This window comes from uncultured Chryseobacterium sp. (genome assembly GCF_913776365.1).
GTDB lineage: Bacteria > Bacteroidota > Bacteroidia > Flavobacteriales > Weeksellaceae > Chryseobacterium.
In genome coordinates this window covers 1-26,312 of the sequence record NZ_CAJYMO010000264.1, presented here as the reverse complement: position 1 = coordinate 26,312, position 26,312 = coordinate 1, and the positions used below count along the sequence as shown (strand labels likewise).

General features: G+C 41.7%; 17 protein-coding genes and 1 tRNA gene. 12 read left to right on the top strand and 6 right to left on the bottom strand.

What is annotated here, in order from left to right:
• Positions 1–127: 127 nt before the first annotated feature.
• The 4 genes from QZ735_RS13605 (at position 128) to argS (ending at position 7,038) form a co-directional block, all read left to right on the top strand.
• A complete protein-coding gene (locus QZ735_RS13605) occupies positions 128–3,136 on the top strand; it encodes a SusC/RagA family TonB-linked outer membrane protein (RefSeq protein ID WP_294249399.1) in 3,009 nt (1,002 codons plus the stop codon).
• A gap of 2 nt (positions 3,137–3,138) precedes the next feature.
• Complete coding sequence (locus tag QZ735_RS13600; RefSeq protein WP_294249397.1) at positions 3,139–4,647, top strand: SusD/RagB family nutrient-binding outer membrane lipoprotein; 1,509 nt, start codon at positions 3,139–3,141, stop codon at positions 4,645–4,647.
• Between the two features lie 71 nt (positions 4,648–4,718).
• Positions 4,719–5,174 carry a lipocalin family protein gene (locus QZ735_RS13595; RefSeq protein WP_294249396.1) on the top strand — a complete coding sequence of 152 codons (456 nt, stop codon included), beginning with the start codon at positions 4,719–4,721 and terminating at the stop codon, positions 5,172–5,174.
• Between the two features lie 103 nt (positions 5,175–5,277).
• Entirely contained in the window at positions 5,278–7,038 is a 1,761-nt protein-coding gene (argS, locus tag QZ735_RS13590) for an arginine--tRNA ligase (RefSeq protein ID WP_294249393.1), read from the top strand.
• 62 nt (positions 7,039–7,100) lie between these two features.
• On the opposite strand, the gene QZ735_RS13585 is transcribed toward argS, so the two are convergent.
• The 5 genes from QZ735_RS13585 to ccoN all read right to left on the bottom strand — a co-directional run bounded on the left by QZ735_RS13585 (position 7,101) and on the right by ccoN (position 18,904).
• The gene (locus QZ735_RS13585) at positions 7,101–8,042 is read right to left on the bottom strand and encodes a YihY/virulence factor BrkB family protein (protein ID WP_294249391.1); all 942 of its coding nucleotides are present in this window, start codon (positions 8,040–8,042) and stop codon (positions 7,101–7,103) included.
• 10 nt (positions 8,043–8,052) lie between these two features.
• On the bottom strand, positions 8,053–10,380 hold the full coding sequence (locus QZ735_RS13580) for a BamA/TamA family outer membrane protein (RefSeq protein WP_294249389.1): 2,328 nt from the start codon (positions 10,378–10,380) through the stop codon (positions 8,053–8,055).
• On the bottom strand, positions 10,380–15,419 hold the full coding sequence (locus QZ735_RS13575) for a translocation/assembly module TamB domain-containing protein (RefSeq protein WP_294249387.1): 5,040 nt from the start codon (positions 15,417–15,419) through the stop codon (positions 10,380–10,382). The genes QZ735_RS13580 and QZ735_RS13575 overlap by 1 nt, the downstream gene beginning before the upstream one ends.
• Before the next feature lie 302 nt (positions 15,420–15,721).
• Positions 15,722–16,609 (bottom strand): cbb3-type cytochrome c oxidase N-terminal domain-containing protein, encoded by an 888-nt coding sequence (locus tag QZ735_RS13570; RefSeq protein ID WP_294249385.1) that lies wholly within the window; start codon positions 16,607–16,609, stop codon positions 15,722–15,724.
• A gap of 15 nt (positions 16,610–16,624) precedes the next feature.
• Entirely contained in the window at positions 16,625–18,904 is a 2,280-nt protein-coding gene (ccoN, locus tag QZ735_RS13565) for a cytochrome-c oxidase, cbb3-type subunit I (protein WP_294249383.1), read from the bottom strand.
• A gap of 194 nt (positions 18,905–19,098) precedes the next feature.
• Between ccoN and QZ735_RS13560 the strand changes: the two genes are divergently transcribed.
• The 7 genes from QZ735_RS13560 to QZ735_RS13530 all read left to right on the top strand — a co-directional run bounded on the left by QZ735_RS13560 (position 19,099) and on the right by QZ735_RS13530 (position 25,503).
• Complete coding sequence (locus tag QZ735_RS13560) at positions 19,099–19,398, top strand: helix-turn-helix transcriptional regulator (protein WP_294249382.1); 300 nt, start codon at positions 19,099–19,101, stop codon at positions 19,396–19,398.
• A 701-nt stretch (positions 19,399–20,099) separates the two neighbouring features.
• A complete protein-coding gene (locus QZ735_RS13555) occupies positions 20,100–21,224 on the top strand; it encodes a hypothetical protein (RefSeq protein WP_294249380.1) in 1,125 nt (374 codons plus the stop codon).
• Between the two features lie 3 nt (positions 21,225–21,227).
• A complete protein-coding gene (locus tag QZ735_RS13550; RefSeq protein WP_294249378.1) occupies positions 21,228–21,887 on the top strand; it encodes a hypothetical protein in 660 nt (219 codons plus the stop codon).
• Positions 21,888–22,133: 246 nt separating this feature from the next.
• Positions 22,134–22,694, top strand: coding sequence for a hypothetical protein (locus tag QZ735_RS13545; protein WP_294249377.1), 561 nt, complete (start codon positions 22,134–22,136; stop codon positions 22,692–22,694).
• 780 nt (positions 22,695–23,474) lie between these two features.
• Positions 23,475–23,792 (top strand): hypothetical protein, encoded by a 318-nt coding sequence (locus tag QZ735_RS13540; protein ID WP_294249375.1) that lies wholly within the window; start codon positions 23,475–23,477, stop codon positions 23,790–23,792.
• Between the two features lie 221 nt (positions 23,793–24,013).
• Positions 24,014–24,982, top strand: a complete 969-nt coding sequence (locus QZ735_RS13535; RefSeq protein ID WP_294249373.1) for a hypothetical protein — start codon at positions 24,014–24,016, stop codon at positions 24,980–24,982.
• 47 nt (positions 24,983–25,029) lie between these two features.
• The gene (locus QZ735_RS13530; RefSeq protein ID WP_294249371.1) at positions 25,030–25,503 is read left to right on the top strand and encodes a hypothetical protein; all 474 of its coding nucleotides are present in this window, start codon (positions 25,030–25,032) and stop codon (positions 25,501–25,503) included.
• Between the two features lie 82 nt (positions 25,504–25,585).
• On the opposite strand, the gene QZ735_RS13525 is transcribed toward QZ735_RS13530, so the two are convergent.
• Positions 25,586–25,656, bottom strand: a tRNA-Gln gene (locus QZ735_RS13525).
• A 99-nt stretch (positions 25,657–25,755) separates the two neighbouring features.
• Between QZ735_RS13525 and QZ735_RS13520 the strand changes: the two genes are divergently transcribed.
• Positions 25,756–26,312: AMP-binding protein (locus QZ735_RS13520; protein ID WP_294249369.1), on the top strand; the 557-nt coding region annotated here is incomplete at its 3' end.

The window sequence follows — 26,312 nt, the reverse complement described above, 5'->3', positions numbered from 1 at the left end:
CAAATTTTAATTAAATCAATTTAATATATTATCAATTTTACTGATTAAATTGTAAAAATTTATGATTTTTCTTTGTCATGTTAATAAAGTTTTACAAATTTGTATACACTTAATAAACTAGATATATATGAAGAAACTAACAGCTGGCATTTTAACTCTGGTATTATCCTCATCTCTAGCTGTTGTACAGGCTCAGCAAAGTAGGAATGATACTGTAAGAACACAAGAGATCGAAGGGGTTGTGGTAACGGCACTGGGGATTAAAAGAGAAAAAAAATCATTAGGATATGCTTCCGAGGAAGTAAAGGCGGAAGCTCTTACCGGCGGTACTACCAATACAGGAAATGTAGCATCTCTGCTTTCCGGAAAGGTTTCCGGTTTACAGGTAAATACCAATAACAATTTTGGGGGCTCTGCCAACTTGTTGATCAGAGGGTACAAGTCCCTGTCAGGAGGAAGTCCTTTGATCGTTATCGACGGTTCACCGGTAAATAACGGGACAGTAGGTGGAGCTATCTTTGATTACGGTAACTTCCTTTCGGATATCAATCAGGATGACATAGAAAGTATAAATGTTCTCAAAGGAGCTGCAGCTTCAGCATTGTATGGTGAACGGGGAAGTGACGGGGTCATTCTGATTGTTACCAAAAACGGCCGTGGCAAGCAGGATGGAAGCTGGGGCGTAACCTTGAATTCAGGAATCACAGCGGGATTTATCGACCGTTCTACTTTTCCAAAGTATCAGACCCGGTATGGAGCCGGTTACGGGCATACCTATGGAAATGATACCAGCGGAGACGGTGCCCCTGATGAATATTTTAATTATGACCCCATTACAGGGCAATTGCAGGTTCCTTTTACGGAAGATGCTTCCTATGGAGCCGAATTCAATCCTGCTCTATTGGTAAGGCAGTGGGATTCCTATAATCCGGATTCCCCGACTTATGGACAGGCAACACCATGGCAGGCAGCAAAGAACGGTCCTATCAAATTTTTTGAAACACCGGTTACGTATGTCAACACGATCTCGCTGGAAAAAGGAAATAAGAATTCTAATGTCTCCCTTTCCTATACCAATATGCTTTCGAACGGACTTCTTCCTAATTCAGATTTAAGAAAGAACAGTCTTTCTGCAAAGTTCAATTACGATTTTTCCGATAAGCTTCATGCCAGTGTATTTTCCACCCTTACTATTCAGGATACGAAAGGACGAAATGAAACAGGCTATTCTGATAATGTGGTGACCGGATTCAGGCAATGGTGGCAGACCAATGTAGACGTTTACGATCTGAGAGATGCGTATCAGAGAAGCAATTCAAACCTGACCTGGAACCGGAGCTCAGGCGCAGACGGTACGCCGGCTTACTGGAATAATCCTTATTTCCAGCGGTACCAGAATTACCAGTCAGATACAAGGACAAGAAGCTTCAGCTATGCTCAGATCAAATACGATGTATCAAAAAACTTCGGCATTACCGGAAAACTCTCGTATGACCAGTTGCAGATGCTGATCGAAGAGAGGCTGACGCAGGGATCATTGCCTCAGGCTTTCGGAGCTTCCGGAAATAATGTGACTTCAGGATATTCCAGGGAAGATCTCCGGACTACGGAAACCAATTTCGATTTGTTCGCCAACTATAAATTTGATATTACACCGGATCTCAATGTAAGCGGGATTGTAGGAGGAAATGTCAGAAGAAACCTGATCGATAATGTGTATGCCAGTACAGAAGGCGGACTGGCTACGCCCGGATTATTTGCCATCTCAAATTCCGTGAACCCAATTATTCCTCCTGATGAAAATTATTCAAAATGGGTAACTTCCAGTCTTTATGCAACAGCCTCTTTTGGGTATAGAAATTTACTCTTTGTCGACGGAACGTACCGCGTAGACCAAAGTTCAAATCTGCCAAAAGAAAATAATGTCTACGACTATTATTCTGCTACAGGTTCCCTGATTCTTTCCGAGCTCTGGAAACCAGATTGGCTGAGTTTCTGGAAAATCAGAGGGAATTATGCAGAAGTAGGATCTTCCACACAGAATTACAGGCTGCAGAATACCTACCGTGTAAGAGGAGGTTTCAGCGGTGTTGGATTAATCAATCAATCCTACTTTTTAGCAAACCCCTATCTGAAACCTCAGCGGTCCAGAGAAGTTGAATTCGGGATGGAAGGGCAGTTTTTTAGAAACAGACTGGGATTTGACGTAGCGATCTATAAAACCCGTACCACAGATCAGATCATTAATCTTCCGGTAACTTCTGCTACCGGCTACAGGACATTTCTGGTGAATGCAGGCCAGATCAATAACAAGGGTATTGAAGTACAGCTGAACGGTACTCCTGTTAAAAATGATACCTTCAAATGGGACATCGACGTTAACTGGTCCAAAAATGAAAATGAAGTAATTTCATTATATGGTGATTCCCAGAATTATTTACTGGCTTCCTATCAGGGAGGTGTTTCCCTGAATGCGAGGGTAGGTGAAGCTTTCGGAGCGCTGGTCGGATCAGATTATGTCTATCTGAATGGAGAAAAGGTAGTCAATCCTGCCAACGGGCGGTACCTGACTAATCCGAATCAGGTAATCGGGAATATTACACCGGACTGGATCGGAGGGGTGCGCAACAGCTTTACTTATAAAGGTCTTTCCCTAAGTTTCCTTATTGATGTGAAACATGGAGGCGATGTATTCTCAACCGATATGTACTATGGTCTTGCTACCGGTCTTTATGAAGAAACAGCAGTAGGAGATTACAGGACAGCAGGAGTGGTAAATCCCGGGGTAAACCCGAATGGACAGGTAAATACAACACCCACTTCTGCGCCTGACAGCTTTGGAAATGTAGATGGTTACAGGAGAATGCCGAATGCCAGGTTTGTTTACGATGCGTCTTATGTGAAGCTGCGAGAAGCGAGCATTGGATACAGTTTGCCTAAGTCTCTTTTAGCAAGTACTTCTTTTCAGGAAGTAAAGATTTCACTGGTAGGAAGAAACCTTTGGATCATTCATAAAAACCTACCCTATGCAGATCCTGAGGCAGGAACGGGGAACGGCCTTTCTTCAAGAGGGAACTCCATTGGCGTATTGCCGACAACACGTGATTTAGGGGTTAACGTAACATTAAAATTCTAAAAATGAAAAAAGTATTATTAATATTCAGCATTATTTCTTTAACGGTGGTCACGAACTCATGCGAGAGCGACATTACTTCCTTGAATGAGGATCCTAAACATCCTACTGTAGTACCTTCCGGGCTTTTGGTAGCCAGTGCTGAACAGGAACTGATTTCCCAGCTGCTTACTCCAAATGTAAACAATAACATAGCGAGGTTTTTTACCCAACAGTGGGCACAGACTACCTATATTGATGAATCCAATTATGATATGGTAACAAGGCCGATCCCAAGAAATCATTATAACCGGATGATGGCTTCCAGTTCTGCCGCTGTCCATTCGCCCGGCGTTCTTTCAGCACTCAGGGATGCAAAACAGTTTCTTCAGAATGAAAGCCTGGATGCCGCAAAGAAAAACAACAATATGGCTATTATTGAGCTGACAAATGTATATGCGTGGTCTAATCTGGTGGATACTTACGGAGATGTTCCTTATTTCGGAGCCTTAAAGGCGGTTCCCGGAACTCCCGGTCCTTCGGAAATTCCTTATGATGATGCAAAAGCCATTTATCTGGATCTGCTTAAAAGAATTGATGCGGCTATTGCCATGATCAATACTACCCAGAACGGTTACACGGAAGATCTTTTCTATAACGGCAATATGGCAAAATGGAGAAAAATGGGGAATTCTTTGAAATTCAGACTTGCAGTCACTCTTTCGGATGTTGAACCTGCTATTGCAAAAGCCAATGCCGAAGCAGCCTATAATGCAGGATTGTTCGAGGCAAAGGAAGACAGTTGGGGATTATCCGCCTTCCCGTCAGGATTATTTGCCAATCCGGTATACCAGGAAGCCGTGCAGTCCGGAAGAAATGATTTTATTCCTTCAGATGTTCTTGTGGATTACATGAACTTAACTTCAGATCCGAGAAGAGACAGATGGTTTACGAAAGTTGGGGGTACCTATAAAGGAGGCGTCTACGGAGCTAATAATTCATTTCTGGGATATTCCCACATGACATCGCCAAAAAGCACCAATGGAATTCCGGACGTTGGAGAAGACGGCAGCTACATGCTGATTACAGAAAATGCCCAGGGGTATTTACTGGACTACACGGAGATTATGTTTCTAAGAGCAGAAGCGGCGGCCAGAGGATTCAACGTTGGCGGTTCGGCTGCTTCATTGTACAGCCAGGCTGTTACGGCATCGATGACGGAATACGGCATCAGTTCAGCAAATGCAAGCACTTTTGTAGCGGCAAATCCTTTTAATGCATCCAACTGGAAACAGTCTATCGGGGCACAGGCTTGGGTAGCGATGTTCAATAAAGGCTTTCAGGCCTGGAACTTCGCCCGGAGGCTGGATTATCCGGTCTTTGTAAACCCTGATGATTCTGCAGTGGAAGGCGTACCGGTACGGATGAAATATTCAGACCAGGAATATCTTTTAAATAAAAACTATGTAACGGCAGCAGCCCAGAAAATAGGTGGAGATAAAGTAACAACCAAAGTGTTTTGGGATGTTTTTTAGCCGGATGTTATTAAAAATATACAGAATATTCCTGTGTGAGATAACAGGAATATTTCCCAAGTAAAGAAAATATGAAATTGTTGATTAGCTTCCTACTCATGGCCGGTATGGCTATATCCTGTTCAAACAGTGATGAAAGAGAAAATACGGTGCTTCCGGCTCCTGATTTAAACGGGGTATGGAAACCTGTACGGTATGAGTATAAAGGAAAAATTTATCTTTTGGCAGATTGTGAGAAGAAAGGACAGATTTCCGTAAACTCTAATTTTTCAGGAGTCTATGAAAGATATGGGAGCACAGGCTCTTCATCAAATTGTACATTATACGACTCATTTGCGGGAAACTGGAGTTATGATAAGGTCACAAAGATTCTTACCCTTACCTATCAGGAAAACGGAATTTCCAAAATGTTAAAAAAAGAAGTACAGGACTTTTCATCTGTAGAACTGAAGATTACCGATAATTCTCAAAATCTGGATAATGTTCTGGGAAATGATGAAGCAAGTTTGGTATTTACGAAGCAGTAGTTTAATTTCCTTCATATGTATTCCGCCTTCGGGCGGTTTTTTTATTTCCGTATATTTGCAGTTCAAAAAGGAAAACCGGGAGGTTTCCGCAAAATAGCATATCATGAATATCAAAAATAAAATAGAAGAAAAACTTTCGGAGGTGATTCTGAACGTCTATCAGCTGAAAGATATCAGCCTTGAAGTTCAGGAAAATAAAACCGAGTTTGAAGGCGACTTTACCATTGTTACTTTCCCGTTGGTAAAACAACTCAAGAAGAACCCCGAGGCTATCGGTATGGAGCTGGGGCAGGCACTGACAGAGCAGGCGGACCTGCTGGAGAGCTTTAATGTGGTAAAAGGTTTCCTGAATGTGAAAGTGAAAAATAACTTTTTCGTTGACAGCCTGAAGTTTGTAACAGAGGATTTCGGTGTTGTGGAAAAGAAAGACGCTACCGTAATGATCGAATATTCATCCCCGAATACCAATAAGCCATTGCACCTCGGGCATGTAAGAAATAACCTTTTGGGCTTCTCCGTATCCGAAATCCTTAAGGAAGCAGGGTACGAGGTGATCAAAACCCAGATCATCAATGACCGTGGCATCCACATCTGCAAATCGATGCTGGCCTGGGAAAAATTCGGACAGGGGGAAACACCTGAAGGTACCGGGACTAAAGGCGATAAGCTGGTCGGGAATTATTATGTAAAATTCGACCAGGAATATAAAAAAGAGATTTCAGAACTGACTGCCGGCGGAATGCCCGAAGAGCAGGCTAAAAAAGAAGCCCCGCTGATGAAAGAAGCCCAGCAGATGCTATTGAACTGGGAAAACGGAGATGAAAAAGTAAGAGCCCTGTGGAATGAAATGAATGCCTGGGTGTACAAAGGCTTTGCCGAAACCTACGAGAGGCTGGGTGTAAATTTCGATCAGATACAATACGAAAGCAATACCTATATTTTAGGAAAAGATCTTATCCAGGAAGGATTGGAGAAAGGTGTGCTGTACCAGAAAGAAGACGGATCGGTATGGTGCGACCTTACGGAGGAAGGGCTGGATCAGAAACTGCTGCTCCGTTCGGACGGTACTTCGGTATACATGACCCAGGATCTGGGAACAGCTGTCGAACGTTTCAAGCAAAATGATATTCAGAAATTAATCTATACCGTAGGAAATGAACAGGATTACCATTTCCAGGTATTGTTTAAAATTCTTGGGAAACTCGGATATGCATGGGCTGATCATCTTTATCATCTGTCTTACGGAATGGTAGAGCTCCCGAACGGAAAAATGAAATCCCGTGAAGGAACGGTAGTAGATGCCGATGAGCTGATGCAGGAAATGTACGATTCAGCAAAAGCAAAGACAATAGAATTAGGAAAGCTGGAAGGCCTTACGGAAGCAGAAAAAGAAACTTCTTATGAGGTTATCGGCCAGGCAGCCCTGAAATATTTCATGCTGAAGGTGGATCCAAAGAAAAAAATGCTGTTCAACCCGGAAGAAAGTATTGATTTTAACGGGAATACCGGGCCGTTTATCCTTTATACCTATGCCAGAATCCAGTCCCTGCTGAATAAAGCGGAGTATCAGCACAAAGAGATCACTGACATCGAACTGAATACACAGGAAAAGGAATTGACCATGCTGCTTGCCAATTATAAAGGAACCGTTACAAAAGCAGCAGAACTCTTAAGCCCTGCCTTGATTGCAAATTACCTCTATGAGCTTGTAAAAGCCTATAATTCTTTTTACCAGAGCAATCCGGTCCTGAAACTGGAGGATGAAAATATAAAGCAGGTAAGACTGAACCTTTCTTCACTGACCGCCCGGACGATTAAAAAAGCTTTACGCTTATTGGGAATAGGAACTGTAGACAGAATGTAAAATACAAAAAGCCTTTGGAAACGCTCCAAAGGCTTTTTTATTTCTATAGCTTTTACTTTATTTCAGGCTTCAATATTCTTTGTTTTCACCTGGTTCTGTAAACTTTCTTCGTAAAGTTTGGCCTCGCTCCATTTTGCATGCTTGGAAGGAACAATCCGGTGTCCTTTCCTGATGGCATATACTTTAGTATATTCTGCCCCAAAAAACACCAGCATGCATGAATAGTTAATCCACATCATGATCAGGATGACCGTTCCTGCCGCTCCGAATGCTGACGTAGGCTTTGCCGTCCCGAAATAAAGACCCAGCAGGAACTTTCCGAGCGTAAAAAGGATAGCAGTCAGGAAAGCCCCTCTCCACACCGGTTTCCAGCTGATTTCCACATCCGGCAATACCTTGAACATTAAGGCAAACAACAGCATGACCACAGCAAATCCGATGGCATAGTTGATAAGCTCTATAATCAGGTAGGTTTCAAATCCGAAATAGGAAGTAATCCAGTTATTGAAAAGGCTGATCACATTGGAGAGGACCATGGTGACCATCAGTAAAAAACCAAGGATCAGGATCATTCCTAATGAATTTGCCCTGTCCAGCAGAAACTTGACCAACGCTTTTTTGGGAGCTGCCTGTACATCCCAGAGGCTGTTCAGCGACTTCTGAAGCTGGAAAAAGAGGGTAGTGGAACCGAAGACCAGCGAACCGATCCCAATGATCTTCATAAAAACATTTTCCTTGTCAATCAATGCGCCTGCAATCAGCTCCTGTACGCTTTTGGCTGCTTCCGTTCCCATAATGCCGCTGATCTGCTTGGTGATCTCTCCATTGATGGCTTCTTCCCCAAAGAAGTTCCCCGCAATCCAGATGATGATGATCAGCAGACCTGGAATCGAAAAGATGGCATAATAGGCTAAACTGGCCGAATCGTTGGATGCAGTGGAGTTGTTCCATTGGGTAAAGGTTTCCTTTAGGGTTTCCCAGAAAAATTTCATTCTTTTTACCATAGCTGAAAATTTAAAAAGGATAACCGATGGCGATATTCAGGATCAGGTTATCCCTTCTCCATGCAGAATCCCCGAAATTGATTTTATCGAAAGCCCAGCGGTCGCCTCTTTCATAATAAGGGACACGGAGCGGCATTGCCAGATCAAGCCTCAGGATCAGGATGGAAAAATCAAGCCTCAGACCAACTCCGGCTCCTACCGCTACCTCGCTTAAAAATTCCTTGGAGAATTTAGCGCCCGGACGTTCGGCATCCTCATTGACGAGCCATACGTTTCCGGCATCCGCAAAGACTGCTACATTCAGGAATTTATAGAGATTTGCACGGTATTCCGCATTCAGTTCCAGCTTGATGTCTCCGGACTGATCGAAGTAATAGCCTTCCTGTATCGTTCTCGGATCAAAACTGCCCGGTCCCAGCGTTCTGGCCCGGAAGGCCCTGACACTGTTGCTTCCCCCGGAGAAAAACTGCCTTGAAAAAGGAATATGCTCAGAATTCCCGTACGGGTAGGCTATTCCTGCAATCGCCCTGGTGGCAAGAGAGGTCTTTTCATTGAACTTGTGATACAGCCTGAAATCATTTTCTATTTTGGCATACTGGCTGAACGGCACTCCGAATATGGTTTTTTCCTTATCCTTTTTTACATTGGCTCCCGTAATCAGGCCGGTAAGGTTTCCGGCAAGGTCCAGCGTTCCTTTATAGTAAATAGTAGTAGGCTTCGGAAGCATGGTGTTGGTATACGTATAAGAATAGGTAGGCCCGAAAATCAGCTGTTTTTCCACCACTCTCCGCATCGCATCGCTTTTTTGGGAGATAGAATTATATAAAGGCGTAATATTAGCCGGTGAAACGTAAGTAATGTCCAGAACCTTGAGATCATGCTCTTTCCTGGCATTTTCCTTCCATACATAGCCGAAAGATCCGGTGAACGTATTCAGGGTATAATATTCCGTACGGTTCTGGAATTCATATCCGAGGTTGATATTGGTCCTCGGTACAAAGGCACTTGAAGAATTAAACCGGAAAGGCGCTACAATCCTCGGAATGGAAAGCTGTACATTGGTACCGGCCCTGAAAATATTTTTTGCATTCTCCGGTCCGCCGATCTGTACGTCAAAAGCACCGTAAACGGAAGCTTTAAACTGTTCCGCACCCCGGAAAAAATTACGGTGGGTCCAGTTCAGGTTAAGCTCGCTTCCTGCATAATTGGCAGAATTGGTCCGTCCCAAGGCTTCCAGTCTTAACGACTGCAGCTGCCGCGGGGTCAGCAGGTAATAAGCATCAAATTTATGCTGCAATGAATCTGAAACTACAAATTCATTTTTTACGAATTTAAAAACCCCTAAGCTGATCAGACGGTTCAGGGTAAGGTTATGGTTGGTCCGGTTATAAAGGTCTCCCGTTTTGAAATACAGGGCACGGTCGAAAATCCTTGGCTTGAACTTATGCGAAGGATCAATCACATAAATATCATGATATTTATATTTCTCAAGCGAATCGGCCTGCATCGGAACATTGTATTTTCCGTCTTTTACATCCTGAATGTTGTAATTCGGGAAAACTACCACTTTATCGATGCTGAACTGTTCAGTAGAAAGTTCCGGCGTATTGTCTTTGAGCTTGACGTTCATTTCCACCTTATGGTTTTTGCTCACGGTGCTGTCTGCCTGTACAATGAGGTTATCCGGATGAAAATAATAAAATCCTCTTTCCTTTAAGCCGTTGTCTATCCTTTCTCTTTCGGATTTGATGACGTCCAGATCAAAGGGCTGTCCTTTTTTCAGGAAAGTCTTATCCGTAAGCATCTGGATCTCTCTATTGACGAGAGAAGAATCCTTCTGGAACTTAACATCGCTGATCAGGTATCTCGCTCCGGGTTTTACCGTATAGATGACTTTCGCTTTTTTATTTTTGGAAATGGTGTCATAGGTAGCATCAGCATTGAAATATCCTTTATTCTCTGCATAATTCACAATGATATCCCGGTTGAATTCCCGGTCCACGTCACCGAGCAGAACCGGCTTTTCCCCGATCTTGTATTTCAGCCAGTAATTAAAGCCTTTCTCTTTTTTAGGCTCTTTCGCAATATTATAAAAGAAGAGCTTGGGCCTCAGACCCAGAAAAGAAGAATTGGGCTTTGGCGTCAGTTTTCCCTCAAGGGCTGATTTCAGGTTATTTTTTTCACTTTTGGAAATGGTATCGTTTTCAATATTGATTTCTGCACCCGTATACAGCATCTGGCTTTCTTTCAGGTATTTCGTATTGCTGCATGACAGGGTTACCGAAACCAGTCCGCAGGTAAGGATATAGTTAAAATAGGTTTGATAGGTGTTTTTCATTATTTAAATTCTACGGCTTGGTTCTCTTTATTTTTTCTGGCAGATCGCTGCTGTTTCCTGTCGGCTGATTTGCGGAAGATATCCCGGAATTTATCATAATCAAGGGTAATGATAAACCCGAGCCCCGTTTCCACGATCTGTCCCTGCAGGGCCACCTGGTATTCATTTTTACGGTATGCCCTCAGCATGTAGCGTTCGTCTCTGGACAGGCTGTAATCTACGGTAACATCCCCTGCGATATTGGTCATGTTCTCATTCTGCCTGGCTTCTCCTTCCAGTCCGAAATTGCTGCCTACCGAGACTTTCAGGCGGTCATTCAGAAGCTTCTTGCTGATGTCCACGTTCAGGTCAGTACGGGTGTTCTGGGTTCCGGTAGAATAATCTTCGGATGATTCCAGGTCGAAATTAAGATCTACTCCTTTGATCAGCCCTGAAGCCAGGTTGTTCAGCTGTTGGGATAAGATCTTGCTTACACTCTGCCTGGCCATGGTTTCCCCGGAGACGCCGGCTCCGGACTGGAACGGGTTTTCCCCGATGAACCGGTTGAGAAGAAGGAGTGCGAACACCTGTTTGTTCATTTCAGATTCCTGGGTTCTCAGCTGTGAAAGCTTCTGGTCTACGATATCCGTCACGGTGGATGACACGGCATTGTTCTTTTCTGCCGTAGTGATGTCAAAAGTAATCACCGGTTTCAGCAGCTCACCGTTCATTTTTAGCAATGTGTTGAAAGGGATCCTTTGTTTGAATTGATTCAGCGTTCCGGCGCTTTCCCCGCTGATCTGCTGTTCCACCAGGTCGATCGGTGCCGTTTCTGTTTTATATACGGCAGTGATGTCCAGGTTGGCGGTTGTAGGCTCCCCGGTCCAGGTAATGGTGCTTCCTTTCTGGATGTCGAACTTACGTTTCAGGATGCTTACCGACATTTCGTAGCTTCCGGATTCCACTTCATATACTCCTACGAGCGTTGTTTTTCCGGAAGGATCGATTCCTCCGGTAAGTTCCGCTTCCCCCTGGAGTTTTACAAAATCTCCGTTGGCCTTATCGATCAGTAAGGAAAGTTTCGCTTCTTTGCTGAGCTCGATATTGACGCTGACATCCATTCCTTTGATACGGGTCTGGCTGTTCAGTGAATCTGCCTTGATGGTCTTATTTAGCGCAACCTGATCCTGATCGATGAATTCCACAATGCCTTCTCTTTCCTGTAAGGTAGGAGAGGACTGAGGCAACACAAATGTAAAATCGGTATTGTCTGCAACGGCAAGTCTGCCATCCACTTTAGGGAGATCAAGGTTTCCGCGGATTCGCAATCCCGCATCTATGGCAAGAACCCCGTACATGATGGCATCATTGGATTTTTCGGAATTCACCACCTTGAAATCTTTTGCATTGACATCGAGGTTAAATGCAAAATCCCGGTAGGTCTGGGTCAGCACCTGGCCGTCCACTACCAATGAGTTTCCGTCTTTATCATTGATCTTGAAATCATTGAATTCAATTCCGCGGCGGGTAAAATCAATTTCATCATTCAGCTTCCTGAAATCACTTCCTGTTTTGGCAATTTCCAGGCCTACATCATTGAATTTTACCTTTCCGAGGATGTTAGGTTCTTTGGAAGTTCCGGTAATCTTAAGATTTCCTGAAATATAGCCTTCCGTATTGGTAATGGCGTTCATCGAAAGCCCCTGTACGGATTTCATCTGAAGTTGGTTGATGGCCATATTGAGGTCGAATGTGCTTGATGAGGTATTGTAGTCCCCAAGGATTCTTACGTCGTTATTGTTTCCGGACAATGCCACATCAGCATTCAGAAGGTTAGCTGAGGTGTTGTTCACCTTTACTGCAAGATTTCCTACCGGGCTGCCGTAAACGATCAGGTCGGTAATATTCAGGTCGGAAGTAAAGGTCATCTTTCTGGTAAGGTCGCGCAGCTGGGCGGTACCGTTAATAGTTCCCCTGGCTAGAACGGTGTCTTTCTTAATCAGTTCCGTGATGGTCTCTATTTTAAAATCTTTCAGCGAAACGTTCAGCGGTGCATTCGGTGACTGGCTTTCGGACTGTAAAAGGATTTCGCTGCCGGCATTGGAAAGCCTGAAGTTATCTGCCAGGATTCCTTTGCTGCCGATCTGTATCCTGTTTCCTTCCGCCACGGTCCAGTCGGTATAATTCAGCCGCAGCCCGTTCGGATTCAGGGAGATCTCCGTAATATCGTTCATTGATTTTGCATTCCCGGCAATCAGGAACTGGGTTTCATCCTTCTCATCTTTCGTAGTGATGTTGTAATTGATGATATTATTGGCTACGTCGCCGCCGACATTTACCTTATTCAGGGCAAAGCTTGAGCTTTTTAAGGAAGCTACGCTTACATTGTACTGCAGGGCCTGGTTTTCATTGGTTACCCGGATGGCTGCATTTTCGATAGAATTTTCACCGTACAGCACCCGCGGGATCTGGCCGTCGATTTCTATTTTCTGCGAATCGGCGTCGTAATTTCCGGTCAGGTTGATGGTTTCAAAACTTTTCAGTTCCGGAACAAATTTACGGATCAGGTCATCATTTTTGATCTTAGCATTGAATGTAAAGAACTGGCCGGCCTGTATTTTCTGGTTTTTCGCCGGCTTCTGGAACTGGTAGTATTGATTAACGGTCTGCGACAATGCTCCGAAGATCTGGGTAAGTTTATATTTTCCTCTCAGTTCCACATCAGCAATTTGTGAATTGAATACGATATTGGTGGAATCATTGGTGGAAGAGGCTTTCAGGCTTACTTCCTGTACCGGATAAACGTCTTTGCTGTCGGAGAAAGCAAAATCTTGCAGGTTCAGGTACCCGTTCAGGTTATCAGGATCAAGGCTGGTAAAGTCGCCGTCTATTTTCCCGGCCAGGATCATCGGATCCTTGTAGAACCCAAGCTTGTTCAGGTCAAGCTTTATAACCTGGCCATTGATTTTTACTGTAGGATTTTTCTCATTATACACTCCGGAAGCGGTAAGCTGCAGATTGGCATTGGGATCTTTGGAGTTCAGGACGATATGGTAATTTCCGCGTCTGATTTTTCCGGTAAGGTTCATATTCTGATAGCGGTATCCTTTGTATACAGCTGATGCAACATGGCCTCTGAGGTCAGCATTGGCATTTTTGAAATCAAAGCTTTCTCCTTTGGCATAGATCTGTGCGGAAACGGCTCCTACTTCTTTATTCTGGATGATCTTCCCGATCTGTAATCCCTGCAGGTTGGCTTTCACATCATACAGTTCCCTGTTTTTTCGCCTCATATCTACCTTGGCATTTACCGAAGCATTCCCTAAAGTGGAATACAGGTTGATATTGGCATCCACCACCTTGGTGGTTCCTTTCGCCGTTCCTTTAATGCTCATATGGGAAGGCAGTGAGATCGTGGAAGGAATGGTATTTTTAGGCACCAGGTTGAAGATGGTTCTGGCTGATGAAGACAGCTCGGCAATTTTCAGATCATAATACAGGTTTTCAGGATTCATGGCATTCCTGATCCTTCCGGAAGCAGCTACCCTCAGCTGATCGATTCCTGAAACTTTAAGATTGTTGATCAGGAGGTCATTTACATTTCCTTTCACATGGGCATTCACATTCAGGATGGCGTTCGGGTATTTGTTGAACGGCGGGGTAGCCCTCAGTGTCGGAACCAGGTTCAGGATATCGGCAAAACCGATTTTAGAATCTTTGATATTGGCTGAAATCCGTACAGCCCCTAAATTGGAGCTGAGCTGCTCAATGGAATTGTAATTCAGGACCACCTCATCGCGCAATACCGTTTTCGGGGTCTGCAGATAAAGGTCTTTCAGATAAGCTTCTTTTTCATTGTATACGAAGTCGGTAGTGAATTCCTGTATATCCAGTCCTCTTCCTTCCCGGATTTCCGCAGAGCTTACCGTTCCGGCAAATGTATTGTCCTGCATTTTGAATCCTTTTACCTCAAGATTCATTTTGGAAAAGTTAAGGTGATTGAAATCCATTCCCTGTCTTGTGGGAGCGATAGCCGTGTTATTATAAGCTACTTTCACATCGTTCAGTACCAGTTTGCCCAACAGCAGGTTCAGCGCTTTCTGCTGATCGGTTGCTTTTGAAACCTCAGGTTTTTTTTCATCTTTAGGGTTGGCATTCTGAGCCGGAAGGTAAAGGTTGGCATTGATGTCTGCTCCTGAAAGGAATACGTTGGCTATGCTGTAATTGTTGTTTTCCAGGTCAAGCTTATAGATTTTAGTGCTAAGTTCCTTGAACAGAACTTTGGCAAAAGTTTTTGTATTGTCGTCGCCGTAATCGATATTGAAATTCGTCAGTTTGATTCCCCTCAGTCCGAGTTTCATCGGCTTCTTACTGTTCAGGGAATCTACTTTTTTCTCCACTTTCTTTGAGACTTCCTCCACCAGGTCCTGTTTCAGTTTCAGCTTTAATCCGTCGAGATTGATATCATTGACGGCATAGGAATTGTTCTGAAGATCAAACGTCTTTACACGGGTGTCGAAAGACTTGAAATACAGGTTGATGTCATTTTTCGACTGCTGGTCGTTGAAGGTAACTCCGATATCCTGCAGCCTGATCTTATCCAGGGAGATAATAAAAGGTTTTGACGGACTTTCCTGTTTGTCGCTGGTAGCGAAAGCATTAAGAATATAGTCGAAATTGAACGTACCGTTGGGCCTTCTGACCACATTAGCCCTGGCGCCTTCCAGGTCCACGGAAGTAATGTCGGCCGTGGAATTGATGAGCTTCATCATGTTCAGTCCTACATCAAGCTTTCTGACGGCTAACAGGGTGTCGATATCCTGGCCTTTTAAATAGAGATTTTCCATAACAAGGCTGTTTGGAAATCCTATATATACCCTTTCCAGGCTTACTTTGGTCTTGATTTTTTTCTCCAGGTAAACCACCAGTTTATCTTTGACAAAGTTCTGAACGGCCGGCAGTCTGAGGCTGAGAATAAGCAGCACAATAAGAACCACTATGGAAATAATGGTTATGAGGAAACGCCGCAAGAGTTTTCTTTTGTTGATTTTCAGTTTCAATAGTGATCGGATTTAAAAACAAATATAATATTACTTCATGTACTTATCATACGATTTTTGTACCCTTTCCTGTATACAAAAATCCTGCCTTGACTGCTCTTTTATAGAATTTAGTTGAGTGAACTGTTTAGTGAATGAGTTGATGTGAACAGTCAAAGCCAGGATAAAATGTTCTTAAAACGCCCCCCTTCGTATCATTTTTCTAATGAAAAGGTTGAGTAAAAAATGAAATTCAAATGTTGATCGGTTGAGTGGTGAAAGGGGGCATGGCATGGTTTAATATGCTGAGATAATCATTATATTTATGGTTTTCCGTCTTTCCACCGTACTGCTTCTCCCTGCGGAGCGGCACCGCCCTGTGCAGGCGTAACGGGTGAAGTTTCCTGATTGATATGGTAAATGTAGGCTGCAATCTTTTCAGCGTCCCGTCCCGTAATAGTTCCCTCTTTGATCATCGGGCGCATGGCCGGATTATTAGGGGAGCCGTTCTCCAGCATCCAGAACACATTTCTGAACAGGCTTTCTTCTTTGATGTTGATCCAGTACATATCGGTAAGGTTGGGTCCGATCCCGCCTCTCGCACCTTCGCCATGGCAGGTGACACAGTTGGTTTTGAAAAGCTCCTGTCCCTCGGTTATATAATCCGCATTGTATCGGGAGGATTCCAGTGTAATCTGCGGGGCTGTTTTTTCAAATTCTTCAATGGATGCCAGCATTACTTTGGTTTCAGCGTTCAGCTCGGCATCAGGGTGTGCATAATCCGTAAAAGCGAAGGCCGTCATATATACCGCACAGAAGATAAATCCGAAGTAGAACAATCCGACCCACCATTTCGGCAGCGAATTGTCCAGTTCCGTAATCCCGTCGAAACCATGGTCGATCAGGATGTCTTTCTCTTCCGTAGCCGGCTGTTTCTTAAAGGCGGAATGCCACAGCTTCTGAAAATACGGTATGCTTTTCTCCCGGATGTATTCCGCTTTTTCTTCATCCGTAAGCCGGGAAAAATGCTGGTTCTCAATCAGGTCCCCGATCGAATTCATGATCAGCAGCAAAATGACAGCAATAAGCATCAGCCCCCAGAAAAAAGGGGAAGAAAAATACCCTGAATCAGGGGCGAACATTTCGAACGCCATTACGGTAAGTCCTACTGTCATCAGGATATAAACGGAAACGGGTGTTCTTGTCTTCATTAGGATGGATTTTAATTATTCTGCGCTTGCGGTTTTGATCTGAGTCGTTTTGATATCGGTACCCAGTCTTTGCAGGTAGGCAATCATGGCTACGATTTCTCTCTGTTCCAGCGGTACAAAGGCACTCCCTCTGGCTTTCCGGTCTGCTTCTACCTGTGTCCTGATATCCACAGCTTCTGCGTAAATCCTTTTTACGATACCTTCCGCCTGGTGACCGGCCCATTCGTTGGCAGAATCGATCTCTGCCTTGGTATACGGAACATCAAAATAATTCTTCATAAGTTTCATCTTATCTGCCATCTGTGTCGTATTCAGTTTATTGGTAATCAGCCATGGGAACCGCGGCATGATGGAACCGGCTGAGGTGATCCTTGGGTTGTACATATGCTTGAAGTGCCATGAATCGGGATTCCTGCCACCCTCCCGGTGAAGGTCCGGCCCGGTTCGCTTGGATCCCCAGAGAAACGGACGGTCATAGATGAATTCCCCTGCTTTGGAGTATTGCCCGTTTTTGCCTTCAAACCTTACAATTTCATCACGGAACGGCCTGATCATCTGGGAGTGGCAGGCGTTGCAGCCTTCGCGGATGTAGAGGTCGCGGCCTTCCAGTTCAAGCGGGGAATAAGGTTTTACCGCCGTGATGGTAGGGACGCTTTGTTTCAGTGTCAGTGTGGGAATAATTTCCACCAGGCCTCCGATCGCTATGGTAATGAAAGCCAGTACGGACAGGAGTTTTGGGGTTCTTTCGAGCCAGAGGTGAATCCCTTCGCCTGTTTTTCTCCCGTCTCCGATGGTCGCCAGTGCAGGTGCTTCGGCAGGGACATTTTTCTGGAAAGATCCGGCTCTTACGGTTCTGATAACATTCACGACCATCAGTACCGCTCCCGAAAGATACAATGCACCGCCTAAAAACCTCAGTTTATAGTAAGGGATAATGGCGGTAACGGTGTCCAGCCAGTTTTTCCATACCAGGGTGCCGTCCGGGTTGAACTGTTTCCACATCAGCCCCTGGGTAAATCCTGATATATACATCGGGACCGCATAGAAAATAATACCCAGGGTTCCGAGCCAGAAATGCCAGTTGGCCAGCTTTTTAGACCACATGGGCGTTCTCCACATTACGGGAATCAGGTAATAGATGATTCCGAAAGCCATAAACCCGTTCCAGCCGAGTGCACCGATGTGTACGTGCCCGATTACCCAGTCGGTGTAATGGCCGATTTTATTCAGGGATTTGGTGGCCAGCAAAGGGCCTTCAAAAGTGGCCATCCCGTAACAGGTAACGGCTACGACGAAGAATTTGAGGATCGGGTTTTCCCGTACTTTGTCCCACGCACCTCTCAGGGTCAGCAGTCCATTCAGCATTCCGCCCCAGGAAGGCGCGATCAGCATGATGGAGAAGCCTGTACCAACCGCCTGTGCCCAGGCCGGAAGTGCCGTATACTGCAGGTGGTGAGGCCCCGCCCAGAGGTAAACGAAGATCAGCGACCAGAAGTGGATAATGGATAATTTATAAGAAAAGACCGGCCGGTCTGCCGCCTTGGGAAGAAAATAATACATCAGCCCCAGCACCGGCGTTGTCAGTACGAAAGCTACTGCATTATGGCCGTACCACCACTGTACCAGCGCATCTTTTGTCCCGGCATAAACAGAGTAGGACTTCCAGGTGGTAAAGGACAGCGGCACTTCCAGGTTGTTGAAAATATGGAGCATGGCTACGGCAATCCAGGTCCCTACAAAGAACCAGATGGCTACGTACAGGTGCCTTACCCTTCTTTTAGCAATGGTCCCGAACATATTGATCCCGAAGACCACCCATGAAACGGTAATTAAGATATCGATCGGCCATTCGTGTTCGGCGTATTCTTTTGACGTGTTGATGCCCATCAGGAAGGTGATCACCACACTGATGATCATGATCTGCCAGCTCCAGAAATGGATCCAGGAAAGCGTATCGCTGTACATCCTCGTTTTCAATAGCCGCTGCAGGCTGTAATAAGCCCCGCAGAAAAATGAATTGCAGACGAAGGCGAAGATCACGGCGCTGGTGTGCAGCATCCTGATCCTTCCGAATCCCAGTGCGCCCTGTGTATTGATGAGTCCCTGGATGTTTCCTGAGGCCAGGCTTCTGATGGTCGTATCATCGGTTCCGAAGAGAAATTCCGGAAGTTCCGGGTAGAAGAGCATCAGTGCAGCGGTGAGCCCGAGTAAGAAGCCTGCCAGACCGAATGCGATGGTGGCATAGAGAAATGCCCTGACAATGGCATTGTCATAATTGAATTGTTGCGTCTCCATAATTCCTGTGTATTGTCCTGAAGCGATATTTGGTCTCCGAAGCAGAGGCTTTCAGTACGGTTTTTTAGGCTAAACCTGCTGAAAAAATAAATATCATGCAGTGCTGTAATGTTTTGACAAAGGTATTCACTAACTTTGTGAGAGTCTAATAGGTATCCTTCTAAAGTATACCGAAAACTACTAAAAGGAAAGCGATGAAGATATGCGGTCAAAATATCAGGAAAATCAGGAGAAGCAAAGATCTTACGCAGGAATATATGGCTTTTGAGATGGGTATTTCCCAGAAAGCCTATTCGGATATCGAGAATTCCAAAGTGAAAATCAACCTGGATATCCTGACCAAAGTTTCAAAGATTTTAGACATTAAACCCTCCGAAATCTGCAGCATTTCCGACCAGTGCGCAGGCAGCAGCCGGGAATATGAAAACAAACACCGCAACCTGCTGGAATACATGAAAAAAAACGGGATTGAAGTTCCGGACGAGCTCCTGTAGTGCAGCAATAAATTCGGGTATTCTTTTTCCATGCAATTACTTTAATGTGCAGGAAAGAGATGATCATAAGCTACATCAGAAAAGATCAATCCGGACTGCTTATATATAAGGTTCATATTCTGCTTTTATCGGGACTTCCTTTCTTATTTCCGGAATGCCCAGAGTTCGGACATTCAATTTTTACCGAATGCAATATAACTTTCCAATTGAAAATCATCTAACTTTTATCTTCCTGAAATTTCAGTATGGATGGGATAATAGACAAGGTCTTTATAACCAACTTGATTTAAAAATAAAAAATAAGTATTAGTGCTTATAAATTTTTAATTAATTGTGGTCTCAAGATTAGCAGCTATATTATGGATCCTTTTAATTTTGACTTTTCTCCTAAATTTAAATAATTAAAGATAAAAAACTTTTTAGGTCAGAACATTCTGAAGTAATGGCAAAAGATTAGCAAACTAGCGTTTTATTTTCTATCATTAATTGTAATGTTTTTCTATAAAATTGATATTAGTTGGATCAAATAAGTATTTCTATGTTTTATTTATGTAAACTTAAGATGGTGTTTTTTTAGCTTTAACTATTTTTTTAATATTGATTTTTAAAATACTCTTAAAGAAGATTTTAGAAAATAAATTTAAACACGTCAAGTTTTGTCGCTTTACTGATTGACATTTGCATCAACAAAAAACATAAAAATGGAAAATATTTATGACAGTTTTAAATCAGTAAAGGCTTTATCACTTGATAATCCATACGGAACCTATCGAGATGATATTATGAATGGAGGAAAAAATAAGATCCTCCAAATAGAGATTGTAAAAAAGCCAAAAAATTTCTCTGAAAGATTAGAGTTTAGGATAAAAACCAATTTGTCTACAAAAGAGAATATTCAGTTTTCAATAATGGATTCGGAAAGTATATGGAGTACAAAACCTGATAAAGATGATACCGTATTGGATTTTAATACATCTTTAAGGTTAGGGAACGCAAAATACATGACTCAGTTTACAGAGAAAATGCAGGAAAAGGCCTTTGAAGATACAGAGTTTAGTACAGCTGAATGCTATATAAAAATCTTTCATCCAAAAGTAGGAACGGTTTACAGCGAGGTATTTGATGTAGAAGAATATGATTTTCAAAAAAGCAAGAAAGAAAATTGGAATCCCAAAGTAATAAATGAACTGAGAAAAAATGCTGATGAAGGGAGGCATGACAAAAAGAGAAATTGTGCAATGTGCTGTTTAAATGCTTTTGCGAGTAATTTAAGAACACTTTATAAGGAAAAATCTCCATCAAATATTCCTACGAATGATATAATGTCTGCATGCGTTAAATCACTTGACACCAGATATTATTCAAAAAAAATAATTATTGCTCCAACTTATAAAAAGACAAGATTGACTTCAAAATCGCATGATATTAATGACAGTGATGAGTTTTTAAAAAATGTAAAACCACGTATAGAGGAAAAATTATTATCTTTAACTGCTAAGAATGAGATTAGTGCATTTGCAGTTGGAATAGCATCAGAATACCACTCTACTTTAGTTATTGTATCAAAAAATAAAGAATTTAAAATAAAATTTGGAAGCAGTGAACTTATAGGAAGCAATGATGATCCACTATTTTTGTTTGTTGAGGATATTGGTGGCTGTAGAAGCTTTAGAACTGGAGAGTTAGATGATAAAATTAATGAATTTTTGTCTGGTGCTTATTTTTATTATAGTGGAAAAAAGAAAGTCGGAGGAGCATATTATAGCCATCCTGAAAAAGACACAAGTTTAGATGCAAATGTGTATCAATTGTTTAAGCCTACGTAATTTATGAAAAATATTTTTTTTGCAGTTTTACTTATTATCATTTCATGTAAACAAAATTCACTAGAAAAAATAAGAACAAAAAAGAATCCAAATATTTTTTTTAATGGTAAATATCTTGTTGACAAGAATAGGCGAGATAGTATGATATATGATTTGAAGAGGAAAAAATTAATGCCACAAAATTATATTCACAATGCAATATATGATTTAAAAAAATCTATTGAGGATGCACCAAATTTGCAAATAAAAGAAATACAGGAATATCCAGATAAAATTGGATCAAGCACGTGTCATTGTGATATAGATAGAATTTTGGAAAAGAAAAGAGCTATAATTTATACTATTAGTTACAAAAATACAAAAGCAATTACAGATATTACAGAGTATAGTTTTGCTAATCAGCAACAATTAATGGAAGCTTATAATTTATTCTATAATTATGCAGAGTTTTTACGGAATCTAAGCAGAGATAAATACGAATTTCGATGCTGTGATCTTTGGGAAAATCAAATTTATTTTGTTGCAGTAAAAGGAAATAAATTGTATTTTATAAGAGATGATTATAACTTTTTTAGCTTTAATAATGAGAATAATACTATTCAAAAACAAATAAGTAAGGATAAAAACATTATGATGGATGACATTTATAGAATAATAAAGTAATACTTTAATTATCGAGTAATACAAGAGGCTATCTAGAAAGTTAGGTGGCCTTTATTTTATTCTTATCCTAATAAGATGGACATATCCAACATTGAATAATTATTTTTATAATATGATATAACTTTTTTAGCTGAGTGTAATCTAACCCTTATCTTCCTGAAATTTCAGTATGGATGTTCAGGTGAAATAAAGCTGCTAAAATCAGCCCGGTTCTAAAAAATAATAACCATCAGAAACTCATCTGTAATGAAAAAAACAATTCTTTTTTTGCTGTTCTTCAGTATAAAATTCTTTTATTCTCAACCGTCTCCGCCACCTCTGTTTAAAGTACGGTATACACTTTTTGATGTAAGCAAAAACAATTTCCTGGATCATTTTGATATAGTGGCTACCCGTCTCAGTCCTTCTTTTGCATTAAGGGGATTCCGGCCTGAATTCAATGGGAATGTTCAGGTCAGGGATGTTGACAGCAATTTCTTCTACATCTACCTCTATTCTGAAGAACTGAGATTGTCCAGTGAGAAGAGCGATATGATGCAACTGAGCATACAACAGAAAAAAACAGGTAAAATCATGTCGATCTTTATACCGGCTGATTATATTTCAAAGGAAATGAGGATTGATAACTTACGCTTTATGGAAGGCAATTATCTGTACGGTCTTGAGACACCGGATGAAAAATACAAAGGCCTTTTTATGTTGGATAACCGCAGGAATTATAACCTTAGCATTTCCGATCTGGAAAGTCACAGGATATCCCCGGAACATCTTCATACGATATTGACTGAAATTTGCCAAAAGGACTGACCACATATTTTTATTCATTCATAAGTAGGTTTGCACTAAAGTTTCAGATATATATATCATAAAATCAGAGGAAGATCAATATCTTTGGCTATGAACGTTAAAAAGTACAGCATCAAAATCTTTCAGGCAATAGCTATCGCGTTCTGCTGCTTTTTGTCTGCATTGGTATCGGCTCTGTTTTCCGGAAATTCTTGGGTGGTATTTTTACAGATGACTATTTTTTCAGTACTTTTTCTACGACTGAAACCACAACAGCATTTCAAAATTTGGCACGTTCTCATTTGGTTTGCTTTATTTCCCTGCTATTATATTGGGGTTGGCCAAAGTGAATACGGGGGTTCCTGGCATTCCCGGATCAGCGACATGTATACATTGGAGGTTTCCAATCTGTTACCCTCTTTGGTAACCTTGTTTTTTGGTCCTGGTGCAGGACATTTACGGATTGAGCAATTCAGCGAGGAACACAACTCCCTGATTTTATATCAGGTGTATAGCTTCTTGTTCTTTTTCTTTTCCACCTTCCTGTTTTTTGTGAAAAAAGATAGACGAAAAATTCCAACCGTTATTTTTACCGGCAAAACGTTCTTCATAGGGTTGTTTTTACTGTCCGTTTCTCTTGGGTATCACTTTTTTTCATCTGAAACAGACAGGTCTTTCAGATACGAGAATAACATCCCGTTATGGAACTCTTCTCTGTGTTATCTACTGGTGTACTTTACCTTTTTTTCGCTCTTTTTCTCATTTAAAAACCGGATATTCAATTTCAATACGTCAGTCTCTATGATCCTGGTGACTTTACTCATTGCATGTTTCCCCGTCATCAGTGTTTCTCCGGTGATGATCGAAAGCTATTTTATCGATGACGGAAAGTTCCGTGCGGCGAGACAGGTTGTTTTTTCGCCGTTGTTTCATGCGCTTACTACCACTGTAGTAACTACTTTTGAAGACCTGACTGTCCGCTTTGCCTATATCCATATTTATTCCGTAAGAATGTATACGGTATTTCAGGCAGTATGGGCTCTGGTCTTCATTTTACCTTTGCTGACACCGGAGATAAATAAGACGGCGGATCAGAATAAGGGAAGTCATTCTGCATAGGAATAGCAGAAAATAGGGATAACAGTCAGTGGCAAAATCCCCGGGCTTTAAATAAGAAAGGCAAAATAAAAGAATTCATCAGGCCATATTCTGCTAAAAGATTTAATTTTGAAAATACAGGAAATGAGAGAAACCGTAGTTCATTCATTCGTTGTATCAAAAAAGAACCTGAATGGTATCAAATCCATACAATACAGAGAATCTAGTAATTGAATAATATCGTGAAAAAAAGTATTTATATAGCATTATTATTTTTATCCTGTTTGCTGAATGCCCAGAACAGAGATGATCTAAAATTAAGAATTGAAACTGAAAAATCCGAATTCGAAAAAGTACAAAGCCGATATTTTGATCTGGTCATAAATTCAGAAACTTTATTATTTAAAGATAAAAAAGATGGCCGGTATTCTTATTATTCAAAAGCAAAATATGACTCTTTAACCAGAAATCAATCAAATGATTCAATGATTGTAAAGAACAGTATTTTAAAAATACCGGTAGGGAAGAATGAGTATTATATCATGAAAACCGGTAATCTTAGAACGGAGAATTATGAATTTTATAAATACAAAGAGGACAAGCTGGTATCCATTGAAAGGTCAAATTCTGTTTCACAACTTTATTCTAAAGATAATTTTGTAGAACTCACTAAAGATAGTTTCTGTGGCAGCAGTCAGTGTTTATATCCCTATACATCTGTGAAATATGCTCAACTCGATAACGGGAAACAATTTTCCAATGTTTTATATTCAATGCAGGTCAGTCAGCAGGATATGGTTTCGGAACATTTTTATGACAAAGATTTTCCTTTGGATCAAAAAACGTTATTAAAAATATTTATCTCAAAATTCCGGAAACAGGCATTACCGCTCATGAAGCAAATCAAATATATCAGGCAGCATGGAAGCACTTATAAAACTTTTGACAGTAAAGATGCAGCGTATGAAGCTGATTTGTTACAACCTAAGATCATGGCAAGATACAGGGCCGAAAGTGAAATTGATGATGTTAAAAATAGTAATTTTAATCTTAATATAAGAAGAGAGGTCGAATTACGTAAAGAATATGACAGCTCAGATCATCCTTATTATAAATTGTCCGTCAGTATTGATATGAAAAGCTGGAAGTTTAAAATCAATTCTGCTTCAGGAGATCTGGAGGAAATAGAATACTTTCTGCTTTATGAATAATGAATTAAAGAATCAGGAAAAGAACCTGGATTTATAAATGATCCCATATGGAAACAGATTATCTGAAATTTTTTCAGGAAAATCCAAGAAGTGATTTGAATAACCCTGATACGGTACCCAATACAGGAATGAATGTGCAACAGATATGGGAACTGGAGCAGCTGTGGAATTATGGGAATGCGTTTCCGGCTGTCGTTAAAGAATTCTTGCTGATCGGAGGTGTTTATAACTGGATATTTGAAGGAGGTGATCAGAAATGGCTTAGAATTCTGATAGATGGATATTGCCGACAGGTTAATTATAGCATCGTCAGGCCTTTTTTGGCTATCACGAAATCATTTTCTGATCCCCAGTTTTTTATTGTTTTTCTGGATGAAGACCAGATTGATCCTGATGTTTATGAGTTTAACCTTTATCCGGATGATGATCTTTTCCATTACGGAGTTTACAGATTGGAAAAGACGGGTGCTAAACTTTCACAAACCATTAACGGGGCGGTTTACAAGTATAGAAACTTATAATCGCCAGGCATATTATGAAATGTTTATTCATAGTGATTAAAGGCAGGCACAAAAAAACCACCCTTAAAAAGGATGGTTTCCGTAGACTCACAGGGATTCGAACCCCAGATGACTGAACCAAAATCAGTAGTGTTACCGCTACACCATGAGTCTGTGTTTGTTTTAGTGGTGCAAATTTACAGCTTTTTTAATTATTTGCAAGAAGTTTTTTATTTTTTTTTAAATTTACTGTACTTTTAATAAACAGTAGAGATGCAGATCGATTTTAATAATCTCAATATGAATCAATTATCTTTTAATCCGGGATTTGAAGCCAAAGTAAGGGCTTTTCTGGACGAATGGTTTTCAGATTCGCAGATGGTAACGGTACAGACCTCCGGTTCTACGGGAATACCGAAAATATTGGCTATTGAGAAAACAAGAATGATGAATTCTGCAGAAAAGACCTGTAATTTTCTTGGGTTCAGAGAAGGGGATACCGCTTTGCTCTGTCTTCCGGTGGAATATATTTCCGGGAAAATGATGGTGGTCCGGTCAATCGTAAGAAAATTGAAACTGACGGTTGCCGATCCTGCCTTACAGCCGCTTGGACATCTGGACCACGAAATTGATTTCTGTGCCATGACGCCGTTGCAGGTAGAACATTCATTGGATCAGTTGTACCGGCTCAGGAACCTGATCATTGGCGGGGCCGCCGTTTCGGAATCATTGAAAAAAAAGATAGCTGAACTGTCCCTGCCTGAAAACTGCAGGATCTTTGAAACCTACGGCATGTCAGAAACCCTTTCCCATATCGCACTGAAAAAGAT